Below are 17,409 nucleotides of genomic sequence, written 5' to 3'. Positions count from 1 at the left end.
ACGCAGTAACCCGCGTCACCTTGACCTGACTCACCATTGGTCCTATTCGCAGCGGCGGGACATGCCCCCCCAACGGGGCACGCTCATCTGCGAGGATGGAGATCCAAATGGCGACAACCGCCCCGACTGCGCGCCCGCGCGCGAATACCTTTTCGTCCGGCCCCTGCGCGAAGCGCCCCGGATGGTCCCTCAAAGCACTGGCTGACGCGCCGCTCGGGCGGTCACACCGCGCCAAGATCGGCAAGGCGAAGCTGAAGCTCGCCATCGACCTGACGCGCGAGGTGCTGCAGGTTCCGGCCGGCTACCGCATCGGCATCGTGCCCGCCTCGGACACGGGCGCTGTCGAGATGGCCATGTGGTCGATGCTCGGAGCGCGCGGCGTCGACATGGTCTCCTGGGAAAGCTTCGGCGAGGGCTGGGTCACCGACGTGGTGAAGCAGCTGAAGCTTGCCGACGTGCGCACCATCACCGCGCCCTATGGCGAATTGCCGAACCTGAAGTCGATCGACACCAGGACCCGCGACGTCGTCTTCACCTGGAACGGCACGACGTCCGGTGTGCGCGTGCCGAATGCCGACTGGATTGCGGCGGACCGTCAGGGCCTGACCATCTGCGACGCCACCTCGGCGGCCTTTGCCCAGCGGCTCGACTGGGACAAGCTCGATGTCGTCACCTTCTCCTGGCAGAAGGTGCTGGGCGGCGAGGCGGCCCACGGCATGCTCATCCTCTCCCCGCGCGCGGTGGAGCGGCTGGAGACCTACAAGCCGTCATGGCCGCTGCCGAAGATTTTCCGCATGACCACGGGCGGCAAGCTGATCGAGGGCATCTTCGAGGGCGAGACGATCAACACCCCGTCCATGCTCTGTGTCGAGGACTATATCGACGCGCTGAAATGGGCACAGAAGGTCGGCGGCCTCGACGGCCTGGTGAAGCGCGCGGATGCCAACACCCGCGTCATCGCCAAGTTCGTCAAGGAGAACGACTGGATCGACTTCCTGGCCGTTAAGCCGAAGACCCGCTCCAACACGTCGGTGTGCCTGAAGTTCACGGATCCGGCCGTGACGGCGCTGCCGGCCGACGCGCAGGCGGCCTTTGCCAAGGGCGTCGTCGCGACGCTTGAGAAGGAAGGCGCCGGCCTCGATCTCGGCCATTACCGCGACGCGCCTCCGGGCCTGCGCATCTGGTGCGGTGCGACCGTGCAGGCGCGCGACCTCAAGGCGCTGATGCCCTGGATCGCCTATGCCTTCGCCACCGAGAAGGCCAAGCTGAAGAAGGCGGCGTAAGCGCATTCCGTCATCCCCGGCGAGCCGCATGAGCGGCGAGGGAAGGGGAGCCAGGCATCGGGCATCAGCCTTCATGATCTGGACCCCCTTCCCCTCGCTATCGCCCGGCCGGGGGTGACATGCGGAGCCAGAGGGTTCCGCTCAACCCTTCTCCCCTTTCTCCGGCGCCCGATGGCGCCACCCTCTCCCCCTTGCGGAGAGGCCGCATGTGGAGCCCATCCCGTGACGAAACCCCGCGTTCTCATTTCCGACGCTCTCTCGCCCGCCGCCGTGCAGATCTTCAAGGATCGTGGCATCGAGGTCGATTTTCAGCCGGCCCTCGGCAAGGACAAGGACAAGCTCGCCGCGATCATCGGCGACTATGACGGCCTCGCCATCCGCTCCGCGACCAAGGTGACGCCGGCTATCCTCGCCAATGCCACGAAGCTCAAGGTGATCGGCCGCGCCGGCATCGGCGTCGACAATGTCGACATCCCGAACGCCACGTCACGGGGCGTCATCGTGATGAACACGCCGTTCGGCAATTCGATCACCACCGCCGAGCATGCCATTGCCATGATGTTTGCCGTCGCCCGGCAGATCCCCGATGCCGACCGCACCACGCAGGCCGGCCGGTGGGAGAAGAACAAGTATATGGGCGTCGAACTGACCTCGAAGACGCTCGGCATCATCGGCTGCGGCAATATCGGCTCGATCGTCGCCGACCGTGCGCTGGGTCTGAAGATGAAGGTCATCGCCTTCGATCCCTATCTGTCGCCCGAGCGCGCCGTCTCCATCGGGGTGGAGAAGGTGGAACTGGACGAGTTGCTGCGCCGCGCCGACTTCATCACGCTGCATGTGCCGATGACCGCACAGACGAAGAACGTCCTGTCGCGCGAGGCGCTGGCGAAAGCCAAGCCGGGCGTGCGCATCATCAACTGCGCCCGCGGCGGCCTCGTCGACGAACAGGCGCTGCGCGATGCGCTGGATGCCGGCCATGTTGCGGGCGCGGCCTTCGACGTCTTCTCCGAGGAGCCGGCAATCGCCAATCCGCTGTTCGGCCATTCCAACGTGATCTGCACGCCGCATCTGGGGGCAGCCACGACCGAGGCGCAGGAGAACGTCGCCCTGCAGGTGGCCGAGCAGATGTCCGACTATCTCCTGTCGGGCGCCATCACCAATGCGGTGAACTTCCCCTCGATCTCGGCCGAGGACGCACCGAAGCTGCGTCCTTTCGTGGCGCTGGCGGAAAAGCTCGGCTCGTTCCTCGGCCAGCTGACCGAGGCGCCGGTCAAGGGCATCCGCATCGAATATGAAGGCAAGGTCGCCGATCTCAACGTGCGGCCACTCACCGCCGCGGCCGTGACCGGCGTCCTGCGGCCCTTCCTGTCCGACATCAACATGGTCAATGCCGTGCCGATCGCCAACGACAAGGGCATCACAGTGGACGAGGTGAAGCGCGAGGCGCCGGGCGGCAATCTGGAAAGCCGCATCATGATCACGGTGGAGGCCGAGGACATGCCGCGCCACGCCGCCGGCACGGTGCTCGCCGACGGCAAGCCGCGTATCGTCGAGATCCGCCATATCGCCATGGATGCGGAGTTCGCCGATCACATGCTTTACGTCCGCAACGACGACAAGCCGGGTTTCATCGGCCGGTTCGGCTCATTGCTGGGCGATGCCGGCGTCAATATCGCGACCTTCAACCTCGGCCGCGACCGGCCGGGAGGCGACGCCATCTGCTTCGTGGCGGTGGACGAACGCATCTCCGACGCGCTTCTCGCCCAGATCCACGACATTCCGCAGGTGAAGCGCGCGCGCCGGCTGGCCTTCTGAAACACCTCATCCCTCCACTGATCCCTGTCCCGACCCGTTGCGGGGCGGGGCATCGTCATGGTTAGGATGGTCAAGTCTGCGCCGGGGGGAATCCATGTCGGTTGTCGTTCGTATCCTGCTCGGCTTCATCGCCGGGGCTCTGGCCGTGCTGATGTTCCATCAGCCGACCATCTGGGGGCTGACCCAGCTTGGCCTTGCCTCCGGCGCCGTCTATCAGATGACGCCGAATCCCTGGGGCGTGCCGACCATCGCCAACCAGTGCTTCTGGGGCGGCATGTGGGGCGTGCTCTTCGTGCTGCTCTGGGACCGCCAGGGCTGGGACGCGCGCGGCTCGCTGATGGGCCTGTTCTTCGGGATTTCCGCCGGGCTGATCGCGTGGGGCGCGCTGCATCTGGCCTTCGGCGACATCCGGGCCGTGGCGATCGCCCTGGTCTTCGGCGTCACCATCGCCGCCTTCATCCTGCTGCTCGGCCCGGAAGTGCTGTTCGGCATGGTCTTCGGCGTCATGGGGCCGGCCATGGTCAACTGGGTGGTGCTGCCGCTGATCCGCGGCCAGGCCCTGTTCGGCGGCGGCGCGGGGGGCGCCATCGCCCGCACCGCGCTGATCGGCGCGATGTTCGGGTTGGGGCTTGCGGTGCTTTTGTCGCTTCTGGAGAAGATCGGCGCCCGGCGGGCCTGATCAGCGCCGCCCGCCTTCGGCAACCGCGATGCCGCCGAGCACCAGGACCAGCGCCGCGGCGTGATACCACGCGAACACCTCGCCGAGGATCAGGGGACCGAGGATCGCCGCCCAGACCGGCACGAGATTGACCCACAGGCCGGCCCGGCCGGGGCCGATCAGCTCGACCCCGCGCATGAACAGGATCTGGGCGACGAAGCCCGGCAGAACGGCCACGTAGAGGATGATGGCGAGGCCCTTGAGGTCCGGCAGTTGCGCCGAGCCATGCGCGACCTCGATGGCGAGCAGCGGCAGGGACGAGATCAGCGCCACCAGCGAAAGGCCGAGGAAGAAGGGCTGCGCGGAGATGGCCGGCCGGTTGCGCAGGGCCACCGTATAGGCCGAGTAGCCGAGGCAGGCGATCAGCATCAGCAGGTCGCCGAAATTGAAGGCCAGCGTGAGCAGGAGGTCGAGGCTTCCGCGTGCGGCGAGCAGCGCAACGCCGGCAATGGTCACCACGATGCCGATGGCCTGCAGGCCGGTGATCGGCGTGCGGTAGGCGAGGAAGGCGCCGGCCAGGACCATGACCGGGATCGAGCCCTGGATGATGCCGATATTGATGGCGGTGGTGTAGAGCGCGGCGAGATAGAACGCGGCGTTGAAACCGGTGAAGCCGATGACCCCCATTACCGCCAGCCATTTCCAGTGGGCGCGGATCGCCGGCCATTCGCGCCGGAAGGCGGGTCCGGCAATGATGCTGACGAGAATCACCGTGCCGACCCAGCGCAGGCAGGTCAGCATCATCGGCGAGACGTGTCCCACGGCCAGCCGGCTGGCAATGGCATTGCCGGCCCAGATCAGGGTGGTGGCGGCGAGGATGAGATAGGGACGATCGAGAAGGCGCATGCGCTCGCCGGCAAAGGAGGAGGCGTCACTATAGGGTTCTGCTGCGGCCGGCGTCAGGGCGCCCCCCGCAGGCGAGCGATGCGCGGCACGGTGGCAGCGGGCGGATGTGCCGACGACTGTCGGAATTCATCCAGACATATTGTTATCTTATTGTAATTACAGAGAAAATACATTCATGCTTCTGTCAATGAAGGGTCATAGAAGTATCGCCCATCGGCCCTATCAGTGGGTCGTGCCAGGCCATTCATGCGGCGCTCAAGCCGCCCGCCTCGGGATCGTCAACGACAGGAGACTCCTGTGAAGCTTACGCCCTATTTTTCCGCGGCCGTGCTCGCCCTCGGCGGCGCCGTCGTCCTCGCCATGCCCGCCAACGCCCAGACCCGCGATCGCATCCAGATCACGGGTTCCTCCACCGTCTTCCCCTTCACCACCACGGTTGCCGAGCGATTCTCGCAGCGCGGCGGTCGCGCCCCGATCGTCGAGTCGACGGGCACCGGCGGCGGCATGCGCCTGTTCTGCGCCGGCGTCGGCCTGAACACGCCTGATCTGACCAATGCCTCGCGCCGCATCACGCAGAACGAGTTCAACACCTGCAAGACCAACGGCGTCGACCTTGTCGAGCTGCAGATCGGCTTTGACGGCATCGTCTTCGCCAATGCCAAGCAGGGTCCGCAGGTGCAGCTCACGCTGGAGCAGATCTACCTGGCCCTGGCCGCCAAGATCCCGAATGCCCAGGGTCAGCTGGTCGACAATCCGAACCGCAACTGGTCGGACATCGCGCCGAACCTGCCGAATGCCCGCATCGAGGTCATCGGCCCGCCGCCGACCTCCGGCACGCGCGACTCGTTCAACGAGATGGCCCTTCTCGGCGGCTGCCGCGAGCATGCCAAGCGCCGCAACGTGCAGATTTCGAGCCGCGACTGCCAGCAGATCCGCGCTGACGGCGCCTTCATCGAGGGCGGCGAGAACGACAACATCATCGTCCAGCGTCTGGTCGCCAATCCGACCGCCTTCGGCATCTTCGGCTACTCCAACCTCGAAGAGAATCACGACAAGATCCAGGGCGCCCGCATCGGTGGCGTCGAGCCCACGGTCGAGAACATCCAGAACGGCAAGTGGCCGATGTCCCGTTCCATGTTCGTCTATCTGAAGAAGAACCACATCGGCATCGTTCCCGGCCTTCAGGATTTCATCAACGAGTATGCGTCCGAGCAGGCCATGGGTGACGACGGCTATCTGGAGAAGAAGGGCCTGGTTCCGAGCCCGACGGCCGACCGCGCCCGCTTCCGCGCTGCCGTGACCGCCGCCACGCCGATGGCAGGCCTCTGATCGCCGGTTGAATCAGAAGGGTCCGGCTTCGGCCGGGCCCTTCGACCGAACCCTGCGCATTGCTGATCCCGATCGTCCGCGGAAGGCTCTGATGTTCCTGCCCCTGTTCGGCCTCGTCCTGGCGATCGCACTGGCCTGCGTGCTGCTCGGCCGCAATCGCGCCGTGACCCTGTCCGGCGCCAATTTCGCAGCCCTCCATTCGCTGCCGGGCTATCATGGCTGGTGGCTTGCGCTGATGACGGCCGGCCCGGCCCTCGCCGTGCTCGCGCTCTGGTCGATGATCAGTCCCAACGTTCTCCGCTCGCTGATGCTGTCGCAGTTCGCGAGCCAGGTTGCCGAGTTCAGCCCGGCCCAGATCGACGGCTTCTGGCGCGATATTCAGGCCATTGCCGGCGGCGGCTCGGCCGGCGTGCGCGACGCGTTCCGGGAAGAGGCCGCCAGCGCCTTCCAGTCACTCAACCGCCTTTCGACGCTGGCCATGGTCGCGGTGATGGCGGTCGTGGCGGTTGCCGGCTTCCGCTACGCGTGGAATGCCATTGCCGTGCCGTTCCGCGCCCGCCACAAGGTCGAGGCCGCGGTCAAGGTGTTCCTGGCCCTGTCGGCGACGCTGGCGATCCTGACCACGGTCGGCATCGTCATGTCGCTGATCGTGGAATCGATGCGGTTCTTCACCTTCGTCAATCCGATCGACTTCCTGTTCGGACTGACCTGGACCCCGCAGCAGATGGCGTTCCGCGCGGATCAGGTCGGCGGTACGGCCGCTTTCGGCTTCATCCCGCTTCTTACCGGCACGCTGCTGATCACCTTCATCGCCATGATGGTGGCAGCGCCGCTGGGCATTCTCGCCGCCATCTATCTCTCCGACTATGCGAGCCCCAAGGTGCGCGCCGTCGGCAAGCCGGTTCTGGAGATCCTCGCCGGTATCCCGACCGTCGTCTATGGTTTCTTCGCCGCGCTGACGGTTGCCCCCTTCATCCGCAACATGGGCACGGCGCTTGGCCTCGACGTTTCCTCGGAGAGCGCGCTCGCTGCGGGCATCGTCATGGGCATCATGATTGTGCCCTTCGTCTCCTCGCTGTCGGACGACGTCATCAATGCCGTCCCCCAGTCGCTGCGCGACGGCTCTGCCGGCCTTGGCGCCACCAAGTCCGAGACCATTCGGCGGGTGGTCCTGCCCGCCGCGCTGCCGGGCATCGTCTCGGCCCTGGTTCTGGCCGTCTCGCGGGCCATGGGCGAGACCATGATCGTGGTGATGGCTGCCGGCCTTGCCGCCAATCTGACGCTGAACCCGCTGGAAGCCGTGACCACCGTCACCGTCCAGATCAGCTCGCTCCTGACCGGCGACCAGGAGTTCGACAGCCCCAAGACGCTGTCGGCCTTCGGCCTCGGGCTGGCGCTGTTCTTCATCACCCTGACGCTCAATCTCATCGCCCTGCGCGTCGTGAACAAGTATCGGGAACAGTATGACTGACGTCTCGCTCCCGCGGGTCGGCACCGACCTGCACACCAACGACGCAGCGCAGAAGCGGCTGAAGGCCCGCTACCGCAGCGAGTACATTTTCCAGGCCATGGGTATCGGGGCGCTGGCGATTGCAGCCGGGTTCCTCGTGCTCTTCCTGTCGACCATCATCGGCCAATCCATTCCGGCCTTCACGCAGAACTATCTCAAGCTGGACGTTGAGCTGAAGCGGGAGGACCTGAATCCACAGAACGCCACCGGCGAGGATTTGACGCGAGCGATCAACGCGGCCAATTTCGACGCGATCGTCAACACCGGCCTGCGCGGCTACTTCCCATCGGTGACCGACCGGACGTCGCGCCGCTCGCTCGGCTCGATCATGTCGTCGGGCGCGCCCTCGATGGTGCGTCTCGCAGTGGTGGACAATCCGGCACTGATCGGCACGTCGCAGCAGATCCTCGTGCCGCTGCAGGCCAATTCCGATCTCTATCTCAAGGGGATGATCTCGCCGGTCGAGGTGACCCGCGGCCAGGGCGAACTGGGCGTTTCGGGCACATCGGGCCAGGTTCAGCTGTCTTCGACGGTCAACAATTTCCAGCCGCTTCTGGCGGCCATGAAGGCGCAGCTGCAGACCGAGGCCGCGCGCCATCGCGCCGACCTCGCCGGCAAGGAGCGCGTGCTCGCAGGCCTTGAGCGGATGGTTGCCGCCCTTCAGCAAACGCTGTCGACAACGCCGGAAGCTGGCCGTGCCTCCCTGCAGGCCCGCGTCGAGCAGGAGACCCGGCAGGTCGCCGCCACGCGTTCCGAGATCGAGCAACTGCGCCAGCGGATCGCCGGTCTGGAAGCCCGCATCACCGGCGCCGACCGGGCCGAGTCGCTCGACAACACCATTTCCAGCTACCTCATCCGCATCAATGGCGGCGTGGTGAAGCTGACCCAGGTGCAGAGTGCCAATGCCACCGGGCAGGTGCTGCTACCGCCACGCAGCACCGACGTGGCAAAGCCCCGTGAATGGGAAATCCTGCGCATCGTGCAGCCCGAGACCAACAGGCGCATCGGCGACCGCGAGATTGCCTATCTGGAATCGCTGAAGGAGCGCGGCCTCGTCGAACGGCGCATTTCTCGCGAATTCTTCTTCGGCGGTGCCTCCCGCGAGGCCGAACTTGCCGGCGTCTGGGTGGCGGTGGTCGGCTCCTTCCTGACGCTGATCATCACGCTGGCGCTGAGCTTCCCCATCGGCGTCGCCGCAGCCATCTATCTGGAACAGTTTGCCCCGAAGAACCGGATCACCGAGATCATCGAGGTGAACATCAACAATCTGGCGGCTGTGCCGTCGATCATCTTCGGCCTGCTGGGCCTTGCGGTGTTCCTCAACGTCTTCGGCATGCCGCGCTCGGCACCGGTGGTCGGCGGCCTGGTGCTCGCCCTGATGACCCTGCCGGTCATCATCATCGCCGCTCGGGCGGCGATCCGCGCCGTGCCGCCCTCCATCAAGGAGGCGGCGCTCGGGGTCGGGGCCTCGCACCAGCAGGCGGTGTTCCACCACGTCCTGCCGCTCGCCATGCCGGGCATCCTGACCGGCACCATCATCGGCATGGCATCCGCTCTCGGCGAGACGGCGCCGCTGCTGCTCATCGGCATGGTCGCGTTCGTCGTCGACGTGCCGAAGGGCATCACCGATGCCGCAACGCTGCTGCCCGTCCAGATTTTCATGTGGGCCGACTTCCCCGAGGCCGCCTTCGTGAGCAAGACTGCCGCGGCGATCGTTGTCCTGCTTGTCTTCCTGATCCTGATGAACGCGGCGGCGGTGTTCCTCCGCAAGAAGTTTGAACGCCGCTGGTAAGCCGGCCCGATACGAGGATTGATCCGATGAACTCGCTTCCGACTTTCGAGACGGCTGCGGCGGCCCATGCCACCGCTCCCGTGGCGGCCACCCGGCCGAAGATCACCGGCCGCAACGTCAATGTCTTCTACGGCGAGAAGCAGGCCATCAAGGACGTCAATGTCGACATCCCCGAGCGCTCGGTCATGGCGTTCATCGGGCCGTCGGGCTGCGGCAAGTCGACCTTCCTGCGCTGCATCAACCGGATGAACGACACGATCTTGATCTGCCGGGTGACCGGCGACATCAAGATCGACGAGCAGGACATCTATGACCGCTCGCTGGACGTCGTGCAGTTGCGCGCTCGGGTCGGCATGGTGTTCCAGAAGCCGAACCCGTTCCCGAAGTCGATCTACGAGAACGTCGCCTATGGCCCGCGCATCCATGGCCTGGTGCGCTCGAAGGCCGATCTGGACGGGATCGTCGAGACCTCGCTGAAGAAGGCGAGCCTGTGGAACGAGGTGAAGGATCGCCTGCAGGAATCCGGCACGGGCCTGTCCGGCGGCCAGCAGCAGCGCCTGTGCATCGCCCGCGCCATCGCGGTGTCGCCGGAGGTGATCCTGATGGACGAGCCGTGTTCGGCGCTCGACCCGATCGCCACCGCCAAGATCGAGGAACTGATCGACGAACTGAAGCAGAACTTCACCATCGTCATCGTCACCCACTCGATGCAGCAGGCTGCGCGCGTGTCGCAGCGCACCGCGTTCTTCCATCTCGGCGTGCTGGTCGAGGAGGGCACCACCGACCAGATCTTCACCAATCCGGTCGATACGCGCACGCGCGACTACATCACCGGCCGCTTCGGCTGAGGCTCGGCAGTCCGGTCCGGGGCGGCCGCGGTTCAGCCGCGCGGCCGCCGCATTCCGCAAGGTTACTCGGGGCTCCCTCACGCCGGAGAGCCCTATGACCGCTCGTCGCTTTCCCGACCCATCGTCCGTTCCCGCCCGCAGCTGGCCTGGCCTCGCGGCGGTCGCGGTGCTGCTGATCGCGCCCGCAGGTCCGCTTGCTGCCGCCGAGTTCCGCCTGCCCTCGCGCATCGAGGCGGTCACCGTCTTTCCGGACGGGGCGAGCATCACCCGGACCATCCGTGTGGAGCTGCCGGCCGGGGAACATGTGCTGGTTCTCGACGACCTGCCGCTGACCGCCGATCCGGCCTCCATCCGCATTGCCGGGGGAGGGGAGGGGCGCCTGACGGTCGGGTCTGTCGATGCCCGCCAGCAGCGCCCCTTCGAGCGCCCCGATCCGGAGCGGGTGCGGATGCTGGAGACGCTGCGCGACCAGCGCCTCGCCCTTGAGGACCGCATCGCCGCCGAGCGCATGCGCAAGCGGGCGGCCGAGGCGCTCGTCCAGCCCGCCACGCTGTCCGCCGGGGAGCGCGGTCTCAACATTGCCGAGGCGCGCCAGGCGCTTGCCGCAGCGCTCGAGGAGACGGTTGCCGCCGACCGTGCCATCCGCGAGGCCGAGCGTGCCCAGCGGGCCATCGATCGCGACATCCAGCAGATCGAGGCGCAGTTGCGCACGCAGCCGCCCCGGCACCTGGAAGCGCGTGTCGATGTCGAGGCGGGTGAGACCTTCCGCGGCGAACTGACCGTCACCTATGCCGTGCGCGGCGCCCGCTGGTCGCCGCTCTACGATGCCCGGCTGACGACGACGGGTCCGAAACCCTCCATCGAGTTGATCCGCCGTGCCGAGATCGTCCAGCAGACCGGCGAGGACTGGTCCGACGTCGCCCTGACTGTCTCGACGGCGCGGGTTGCCCGCGGCGGCTCGGGCCCGGACCTGCCGTCGCTCATCGTCCGGTTCGAGGCTCCGGCCGACGGCGAGCGTGCGATGGCCCCACCGCCACCGATAGCCATGGCGCCGAGCTACGGCGCAAACCAGGCGCGCCAGGCGCGGCGGGCCCCCTCCGCGGCGCTGGTGCCGGTCGCCGAACAGGAGGCGGTTGTCGACATGGGCGGGTTCCAGGCCTCCTTCCGGATCGCCGGCCGCGCGGCGATCGGCTCCGGGGGCGGTGCGCGGGCGCTGCGCATCCAGTCCGCGACGATCGAGACCGATCTCGTCTCGCGCGTGGTGCCGAGCCTCGATCCCACCGCCTATCTGGAGGCCCGGTTCCGCCACCAGGGCGAGGTGCCGCTGATGCCGGGCCGGGTCAATCTCTACCGCGACGGCATGTTCTCCGGTCGCACGCAGATTGCCGCCGCCACGCGCGAGCAGGAGGTCCGCCTCGGTTTCGGCGCCGACGATCTGGTGCGGGTCGAGTACCAGGTTGTGCGCCGCACCGACGGCACGGCGGGCATCATCTCCAGCGCCAAGACCGACGAACGCGAGTTCCGCATCATCGTGCGCAACGGCGCGGCGACCCCCCGCAAGGTCATGGTCGAGGACCGCGTGCCGGTGACGGAGGCCAGCGACATCACGGTCGAGACGCTGTCGGGCATGACCGCGCCCGCGCGCCGCGACGTGCGCGGGAGGCGCGGCATCCTCGAATGGGACCTTGAGATCGCCGCCGGCCAGAGCCGCGACATCCGTCACGGCTGGCGCATCCGCTGGCCCGCCGACCGGCAGATCCAGTCGAGCCAGGCGCGGGGCTGAGGCATGGCGGCGGGCGTGCGGCTCCGATCCGCCGCACCCTCCCGCCCTTGCCAGCCCGGCGGCGATCCTTTATCGGCACGGTGCAAGGACCCCGGCTGGAGGCGGTGAGCGCGCAGTCGGGGTTTGCCTTGCCGTGGACGAGGATCGAGGACCATGGCGAACGTGGTTGTCGTCGGCTCCCAGTGGGGCGACGAGGGCAAGGGCAAGATTGTCGACTGGCTGTCGAGCCAGGCCGATGTGGTGGTCAGGTTCCAGGGCGGGCACAATGCCGGCCATACCCTGGTGATCGACGGTGTCACCTACAAGTTGTCCCTGCTGCCCTCCGGCATCGTGCGGCCCGGCAAGCTCTCGGTTATCGGCAACGGCGTCGTCGTCGATCCCCATGCGCTGATGGCCGAGATCGAGCGCGTCTCGACGCAGGGCGTGGCGATCACCCCTGACAATCTGAAGGTCGCCGAGAACGCTTGCCTCATCCTGTCGGTGCATCGCGAACTCGACCAGCAGCGCGAATCGGCCAATGCCGGCACCAAGATCGGCACGACCGGTCGCGGCATCGGCCCCGCCTATGAGGACAAGGTCGGGCGCCGGGCCATCCGGATGACCGATCTCGCCGACCTGCCGGCACTCATGCCCAAGATCGAGCGGCTGCTCGCCCATCACAACGCGCTGCGCCGCGGGCTGCGACTGACGGAAATCGACCCGCAGGCGATCTATGACGAACTGGCCGGCGTCGCGCCGAAGGTGCTGCCCTATGTGACGACGGTGTTCGACCTGCTCGACGCCGAGCGCCGTGCCGGCAAGCGCATGCTGTTCGAGGGCGCGCAGGGCACGCTTCTCGACATTGACCACGGCACCTATCCGTTCGTGACCTCGTCCAACACGGTGGCCGGGCAGGCGGCGATCGGCTCGGGCCTGGGGCCTTCGGCCGTCGGCTATGTGCTCGGCATCACCAAGGCCTATACGACGCGCGTGGGCGGTGGCCCGTTTCCGACCGAACTGGAGGACGAGAACGGCCAGACGATGGGTGACCGCGGCCGTGAATTCGGCACCGTCACCGGCCGGCGCCGTCGCTGCGGCTGGTTCGACGCGGTTCTGGTGCGGCAGGCCGTGAAGACCAATGGGATTCACGGCATCGCACTGACCAAACTCGACATCCTGGACGTGTTCAGGGAGATCAAGGTCTGCGTCGCTTACGAGATCGACGGCAGGCGCTACGATTTCCTGCCCGCCGCGCAGGATGCGCAGGCGCGCGCAAAACCGGTCTACGAGACCATAGAAGGCTGGGATTCCAATACGATGGGTGCCCGCTCGTGGGGCGAACTGCCGGCCCAGGCGATCAAGTATGTTCGTCGGATCGAGGAATTGATTGGCTGCCCGGTCGCGTTACTATCGACGAGTCCGGAGCGTGACGACACGATCCTGGTCCGCAACCCGTTCGAGTGAGCGTTGAAGGGGCTCGATAGCAACCGCCGATGGCTGATTACACGCCCCTGATCTCCCGTGCCGTTGCGGCATTGCCGGACAATACCGGCGAAGCGCGACGCGCAGTTTATGAACGCGCACGCCACGCGCTGCTCGCGCAGTTGCGCGGCGTCAACCCGCCGCTCCAGGAGGAGCAGATCACCCGCGAGCGCCTGTCGCTCGAGGAGGCGATCCGCAAGGTCGAGGCACAGAATGCCGAGGCCGACCTCGACTCGATGTTCCAGCGCGAAATGGGCGATCTGGTGCAGCCCGGAAACGGGCGGCGCAACGAATCCATCTCGGTGGGCGGCGCTCGCACGGTGAGTGCGGCGGCCCATGATGCCGAGACGCTGGGTGAAGCGGCGCAGAGCGCCAGCCGGTCGGCACGCGGGCAACTCGGTGGACCGGGCGAGGCTGGCGACCGGATCGAGCCGGGCCTCGGCGGGGCAGGCCGTCCTGGTCCCTATGGCAGCGATGCAGGGCCGATCCGCCCAAGAGTCTCCGTTCTCGACGAACCCGAAGACGAGCAGGTCCCGCGCCGGGGTCGCGGCGGCAAGATCGCCGTCCTTGTCGTGCTGCTGCTGCTCGGCGCGGCGGGCGGTCTCGGCTGGTTCGTGGCGACCTACTATCCCGAGCGGCTGCCCTCGCAGCTTGCCATCCACCTTCCGGGCGGCGGCCAACCGGCGTCGCAACCGTCGCCACCGGCTGACGAACCGCCGAAGACCGGTGACCGGGTGGCCGAGGCGACCCCGCCCGCGCCTGCGCCGGCGGATCCCACCCCGGCCGCCCCTCCGGCTGTTGACGCAACCCCTGCTCCGGCGCCCACGCCTCCCGCGGCCGATGCCCAGCCGACGACCCCACCCTCGGATACCGCACCCCCGCCTGCGGCCCAGGCAACGGAGCCGCCGCCGGCAGCGCCCGCCACCCCTGCACCCGCACCCGCTCCAGGGACCGTGCAGCGGGCCGCGCTGTTCGAGGAAACGCCGGGAAACCAGGCCGGGACGCTGATGCAGGGCACGGTGGTATGGCGCACCCAGACGGTCAGCGTCGGCCCCGGCCAGCCGCCGGACCTGGCGCTTGTCGGCGATGTGGCCATCCCCGAACGGCGGATGACCGTGACGCTCACCATCCGCCGGAATCTCGACCAGACACTTCCCGCCAGCCATACGGTGGAGGTTCTGTTCGCGCTGCCGCCCAACTTCCAGTTCGGCGGCGTCGCCGAAGTGCCGGGACTGCTCATGAAGGTGTCCGAGCAGGCGCGCGGCGTGCCGCTGGTCGGTCAGGCCGTGCGCGTGACCAACGGCTTTTTCTTCATCGGCCTGTCGGGCTTCGACATGGACCGCTCCACCAATATCCAGGCGCTGAAGACACGGCCGTTCTTCGACATTCCGATCCGCTACGACAGCGGCCGGAGGGCCATCCTGACGATCGAGAAGGGCGCAGCCGGGGACAGGGCCTTCGAGGAGGCCATGACCGCCTGGGGGCAGTAAGCCGACGGCTGCCCGAGCCGGCCTCCGGATCTGCCTCTGGAGCGGCAGGCCGACGGATCGCTTCGCCAGCGGTTCCCACGGCCCGGACGATGAAAAAAGGGAGGCCGCCGGGGGCCTCCCTTTGTCATTTCAGCCGGTGAGCTGCGCCATCAGGCGGCAGCAAATCACATGGCGGCGATCTGCGCCGTCTCCGTAGCGGGACGCTCGATCTCGCGGATCGACTTGACCACCGCGTCCTGCACCTTCTCGAAGGCGCGGACCTCGATCTGCCGGACGCGCTCGCGCGAGACGCCGAAACGCTCGGCAAGCTCCTCCAGCGTGATCGGATCGTCCTTGAGGCGGCGTTCCTCGAAGATGATCCGCTCGCGCTCGTTCAGGACACCGAGCGCGCGGCCCAGCGCCTTGCGGCGGTTGTCGGTCTCCTCTTCGCGGGCGAGAATCTGCTCCTGACTGTCCGAATCATCGGCAAGCCAGTCCTGCCACTCGCCGTCGCCATCCTCGCGCAGCGGGGCGTTGAGCGAGGCGTCGCCGCCAAGACGGCGGTTCATGTCGATGACGTCCTGCTCCTCGACCCCGAGCTTGGTGGCGATCACCTTGACCTGATCCGGCCGGAGGTCGCCCTCCTCGAGTGCGGAGATCGAGCTCTTCGCCTTGCGTAGGTTGAAGAACAGCTTCTTCTGGTTGGCCGTGGTGCCCATCTTCACGAGCGACCATGACCGCAGGATGTATTCCTGGATCGAGGCCTTGATCCACCACATGGCATAGGTGGCGAGGCGGAAGCCCTTGTCGGGCTCGAACCGCTTGACCGCCTGCATGAGGCCGACATTGCCTTCGGACACGACTTCTCCGATCGGCAGGCCATAGCCGCGATAACCCATCGCGATCTTGGCGACGAGGCGGAGGTGGGACGTGACGAGACGGTGGGCAGCCTTGGTGTCGCCGTGCTCGCGCCAGCTCTTGGCGAGCATGTATTCTTCCTGAGGCTGAAGCATCGGAAACTTGCGGATCTCATCGAGATAGCGCGCAAGACCGGAATCCGATGCCAGGATCGGAAGCGATGCAACGTGAGCCATGAGGCCCTCCTTCACTTGGCTCCCGGACCATCCGGCGAGCACCGGGTCGCCTGCCCCAAAGCCCAGGCAACCCTCCGCATCCGGCTGCGATACGCCAACCGACTGCGCGATCATCATCTCCATCGATCATGGCGGAAGGGTGGCGGGGACCACCTCCACCTGCCGACGCACCGCTCGATCCTTGCATCTACGCAAAGGTCTGCGTCGTGATGATGTGGATACGAGACTAGCCGGCTCCCGGATGTCGTGTCGTTACACGTTGGCGTGAATGTCCCCATTCGCGAGGAAAATGCGACATGAAGCCGCTGAGGTTGCTCATCTCGTGCCGAGATTGGCTCAGTTTTCAGACAATTGCATGGATGTGTTTCGCGGCCATGCCGTGGCCGCGGGTGGCGACGACACAGTCCAGGCCACTCGTCGCCCCTTGCGATTGGCGGGTGCCGTGTGCCCTCAGGCAAGGTCCGCATCGGCGGGGCCGAGGGCCGCGGCGAGCGCCGCCATGTCGGCGGGCAGCGGGCTTTCGAAGCGCATGCGCGCGCGCGTGACCGGGTGCTCGAAGCCGAGCAGGCCGGCATGGAGCGCCTGGCGGCCGAGCCGCTCCAGCGCGCTGCGGGCGGCATCGGGCAGCTTTGCCGCCTTGGTGCGGAAGCCGATGCTATAGGTGGCGTCGCCGAGAAGCGGGTGACCCTCATGGGCCATGTGGACGCGGATCTGGTGGGTGCGCCCGGTCTCCAGTCGGCAGGCGAGGCGGCTGACGAGACCGTCGAGGAAACTTGCCTCGCGCGTCGCGTGCGTGAGCGCGTGACGGCCGGAGGGGCGTACCGCGATCTTCTCGCGTGCGCGCGGGTCGCGGTCGAGGGCGGCATCGACCGTGAAGGCGCGCCGGACCGGCCGGCCCCAGACGAACGCGACATAGGCCCGTTCCAGCGGTCCGGAGCGGCCATGGTCGGCGAACTGCGCGGCAAGGCCCTTGTGGGCGCGGTCGGTCTTGGCCACGACCATCAGCCCGGTCGTGTCCTTGTCGAGCCGGTGAACGATGCCCGGCCGCCTGACGCCGCCGATGCCCGAGAGGCTGTCGCCGCAATGGGCGATCAGGGCATTGACCAGCGTGCCGGTCCAGTTGCCGGCGGCGGGGTGCACCACCAGGCCGGCCGGCTTGTCGATGACGATGAGGTCGGCATCCTCGTAAACCACGGCCAGCGGGATCGCCTCGGCCGTCGGCACGGCCTCCTCCACCGGAGGCACGGTGACGGCGATCACCTCCCCTTCATTGACCCTGTGGGCGGCTTCCGTCATGGTCCGGCCGCCGAGCGCGACATGGCCCGCCTCGATCAGCGCCTTCAGGCGCGAGCGCGAGAGGGCGGGAACGTGGCGCGCCAGCACGCGGTCGAGACGCTCGCGCGCCTCCTCCGCTCCCACCACGATGGGCGGCAGGGCACCGCCTGCCTCGCTGTCATTCAC

The 17,409-nt window shown here is 67.3% G+C and carries 12 protein-coding genes and 2 pseudogenes; 11 read left to right on the top strand and 3 right to left on the bottom strand.

Annotated elements, in window-relative coordinates; all coding sequences use genetic code 11:
- Positions 1-107: 107 nt before the first annotated feature.
- The 3 genes from ACTIFS_RS12475 to ACTIFS_RS12465 all read left to right on the top strand — a co-directional run bounded on the left by ACTIFS_RS12475 (position 108) and on the right by ACTIFS_RS12465 (position 3,777).
- Positions 108-1,283 (top strand): phosphoserine transaminase, encoded by a 1,176-nt coding sequence (locus ACTIFS_RS12475; protein ID WP_439574429.1) that lies wholly within the window; start codon positions 108-110, stop codon positions 1,281-1,283.
- A 171-nt stretch (positions 1,284-1,454) separates the two neighbouring features.
- Positions 1,455-3,098 carry a phosphoglycerate dehydrogenase gene (gene serA / locus ACTIFS_RS12470; protein ID WP_439574428.1) on the top strand — a complete coding sequence of 548 codons (1,644 nt, stop codon included), beginning with the start codon at positions 1,455-1,457 and terminating at the stop codon, positions 3,096-3,098.
- A 94-nt stretch (positions 3,099-3,192) separates the two neighbouring features.
- Positions 3,193-3,777 carry a hypothetical protein gene (locus ACTIFS_RS12465; RefSeq protein ID WP_439574427.1) on the top strand — a complete coding sequence of 195 codons (585 nt, stop codon included), beginning with the start codon at positions 3,193-3,195 and terminating at the stop codon, positions 3,775-3,777.
- Here the strand turns inward: ACTIFS_RS12465 and ACTIFS_RS12460 are convergent, their stop codons facing one another.
- Positions 3,778-4,662, bottom strand: coding sequence for a DMT family transporter (locus ACTIFS_RS12460; RefSeq protein WP_439574426.1), 885 nt, complete (start codon positions 4,660-4,662; stop codon positions 3,778-3,780). It abuts the gene before it with no gap.
- Between the two features lie 297 nt (positions 4,663-4,959).
- Between ACTIFS_RS12460 and ACTIFS_RS12455 the strand changes: the two genes are divergently transcribed.
- The 8 genes and pseudogenes from ACTIFS_RS12455 (at position 4,960) to ACTIFS_RS12420 (ending at position 14,875) form a co-directional block, all read left to right on the top strand.
- Positions 4,960-5,991 carry a substrate-binding domain-containing protein gene (locus ACTIFS_RS12455; RefSeq protein WP_439574425.1) on the top strand — a complete coding sequence of 344 codons (1,032 nt, stop codon included), beginning with the start codon at positions 4,960-4,962 and terminating at the stop codon, positions 5,989-5,991.
- 91 nt (positions 5,992-6,082) lie between these two features.
- Positions 6,083-7,462 carry a phosphate ABC transporter permease subunit PstC gene (pstC, locus tag ACTIFS_RS12450; RefSeq protein WP_439574424.1) on the top strand — a complete coding sequence of 460 codons (1,380 nt, stop codon included), beginning with the start codon at positions 6,083-6,085 and terminating at the stop codon, positions 7,460-7,462.
- Positions 7,455-7,946, top strand: a pseudogene (locus ACTIFS_RS12445) (DUF3333 domain-containing protein); the annotation flags it as partial. The gene pstC and the pseudogene ACTIFS_RS12445, both read left to right, overlap by 8 nt.
- A gap of 591 nt (positions 7,947-8,537) precedes the next feature.
- Positions 8,538-9,293: pseudogene (pstA, locus tag ACTIFS_RS12440) on the top strand (phosphate ABC transporter permease PstA); the annotation flags it as partial.
- A gap of 26 nt (positions 9,294-9,319) precedes the next feature.
- Entirely contained in the window at positions 9,320-10,141 is an 822-nt protein-coding gene (pstB, locus tag ACTIFS_RS12435; protein WP_439574423.1) for a phosphate ABC transporter ATP-binding protein PstB, read from the top strand.
- A 94-nt stretch (positions 10,142-10,235) separates the two neighbouring features.
- The gene (locus tag ACTIFS_RS12430) at positions 10,236-11,924 is read left to right on the top strand and encodes a mucoidy inhibitor MuiA family protein (RefSeq protein WP_439574422.1); all 1,689 of its coding nucleotides are present in this window, start codon (positions 10,236-10,238) and stop codon (positions 11,922-11,924) included.
- A gap of 153 nt (positions 11,925-12,077) precedes the next feature.
- A complete protein-coding gene (locus ACTIFS_RS12425; RefSeq protein WP_439574421.1) occupies positions 12,078-13,367 on the top strand; it encodes an adenylosuccinate synthase in 1,290 nt (429 codons plus the stop codon).
- 29 nt (positions 13,368-13,396) lie between these two features.
- On the top strand, positions 13,397-14,875 hold the full coding sequence (locus tag ACTIFS_RS12420) for a hypothetical protein (protein WP_439574420.1): 1,479 nt from the start codon (positions 13,397-13,399) through the stop codon (positions 14,873-14,875).
- A 164-nt stretch (positions 14,876-15,039) separates the two neighbouring features.
- On the opposite strand, the gene rpoH is transcribed toward ACTIFS_RS12420, so the two are convergent.
- Together rpoH and ACTIFS_RS12410 are read right to left on the bottom strand one after the other, a co-directional pair.
- Positions 15,040-15,948, bottom strand: a complete 909-nt coding sequence (rpoH, locus tag ACTIFS_RS12415; protein ID WP_439574419.1) for an RNA polymerase sigma factor RpoH — start codon at positions 15,946-15,948, stop codon at positions 15,040-15,042.
- 450 nt (positions 15,949-16,398) lie between these two features.
- On the bottom strand, positions 16,399-17,409 hold the full coding sequence (locus ACTIFS_RS12410; protein WP_439574418.1) for an RluA family pseudouridine synthase: 1,011 nt from the start codon (positions 17,407-17,409) through the stop codon (positions 16,399-16,401).

This window comes from Phreatobacter sp. (assembly GCF_051860605.1).
In the GTDB taxonomy this organism is placed as follows: Bacteria; Pseudomonadota; Alphaproteobacteria; order Rhizobiales; family Phreatobacteraceae; genus Phreatobacter.
This window is presented reverse-complemented; position numbering and strand designations above follow the sequence as displayed.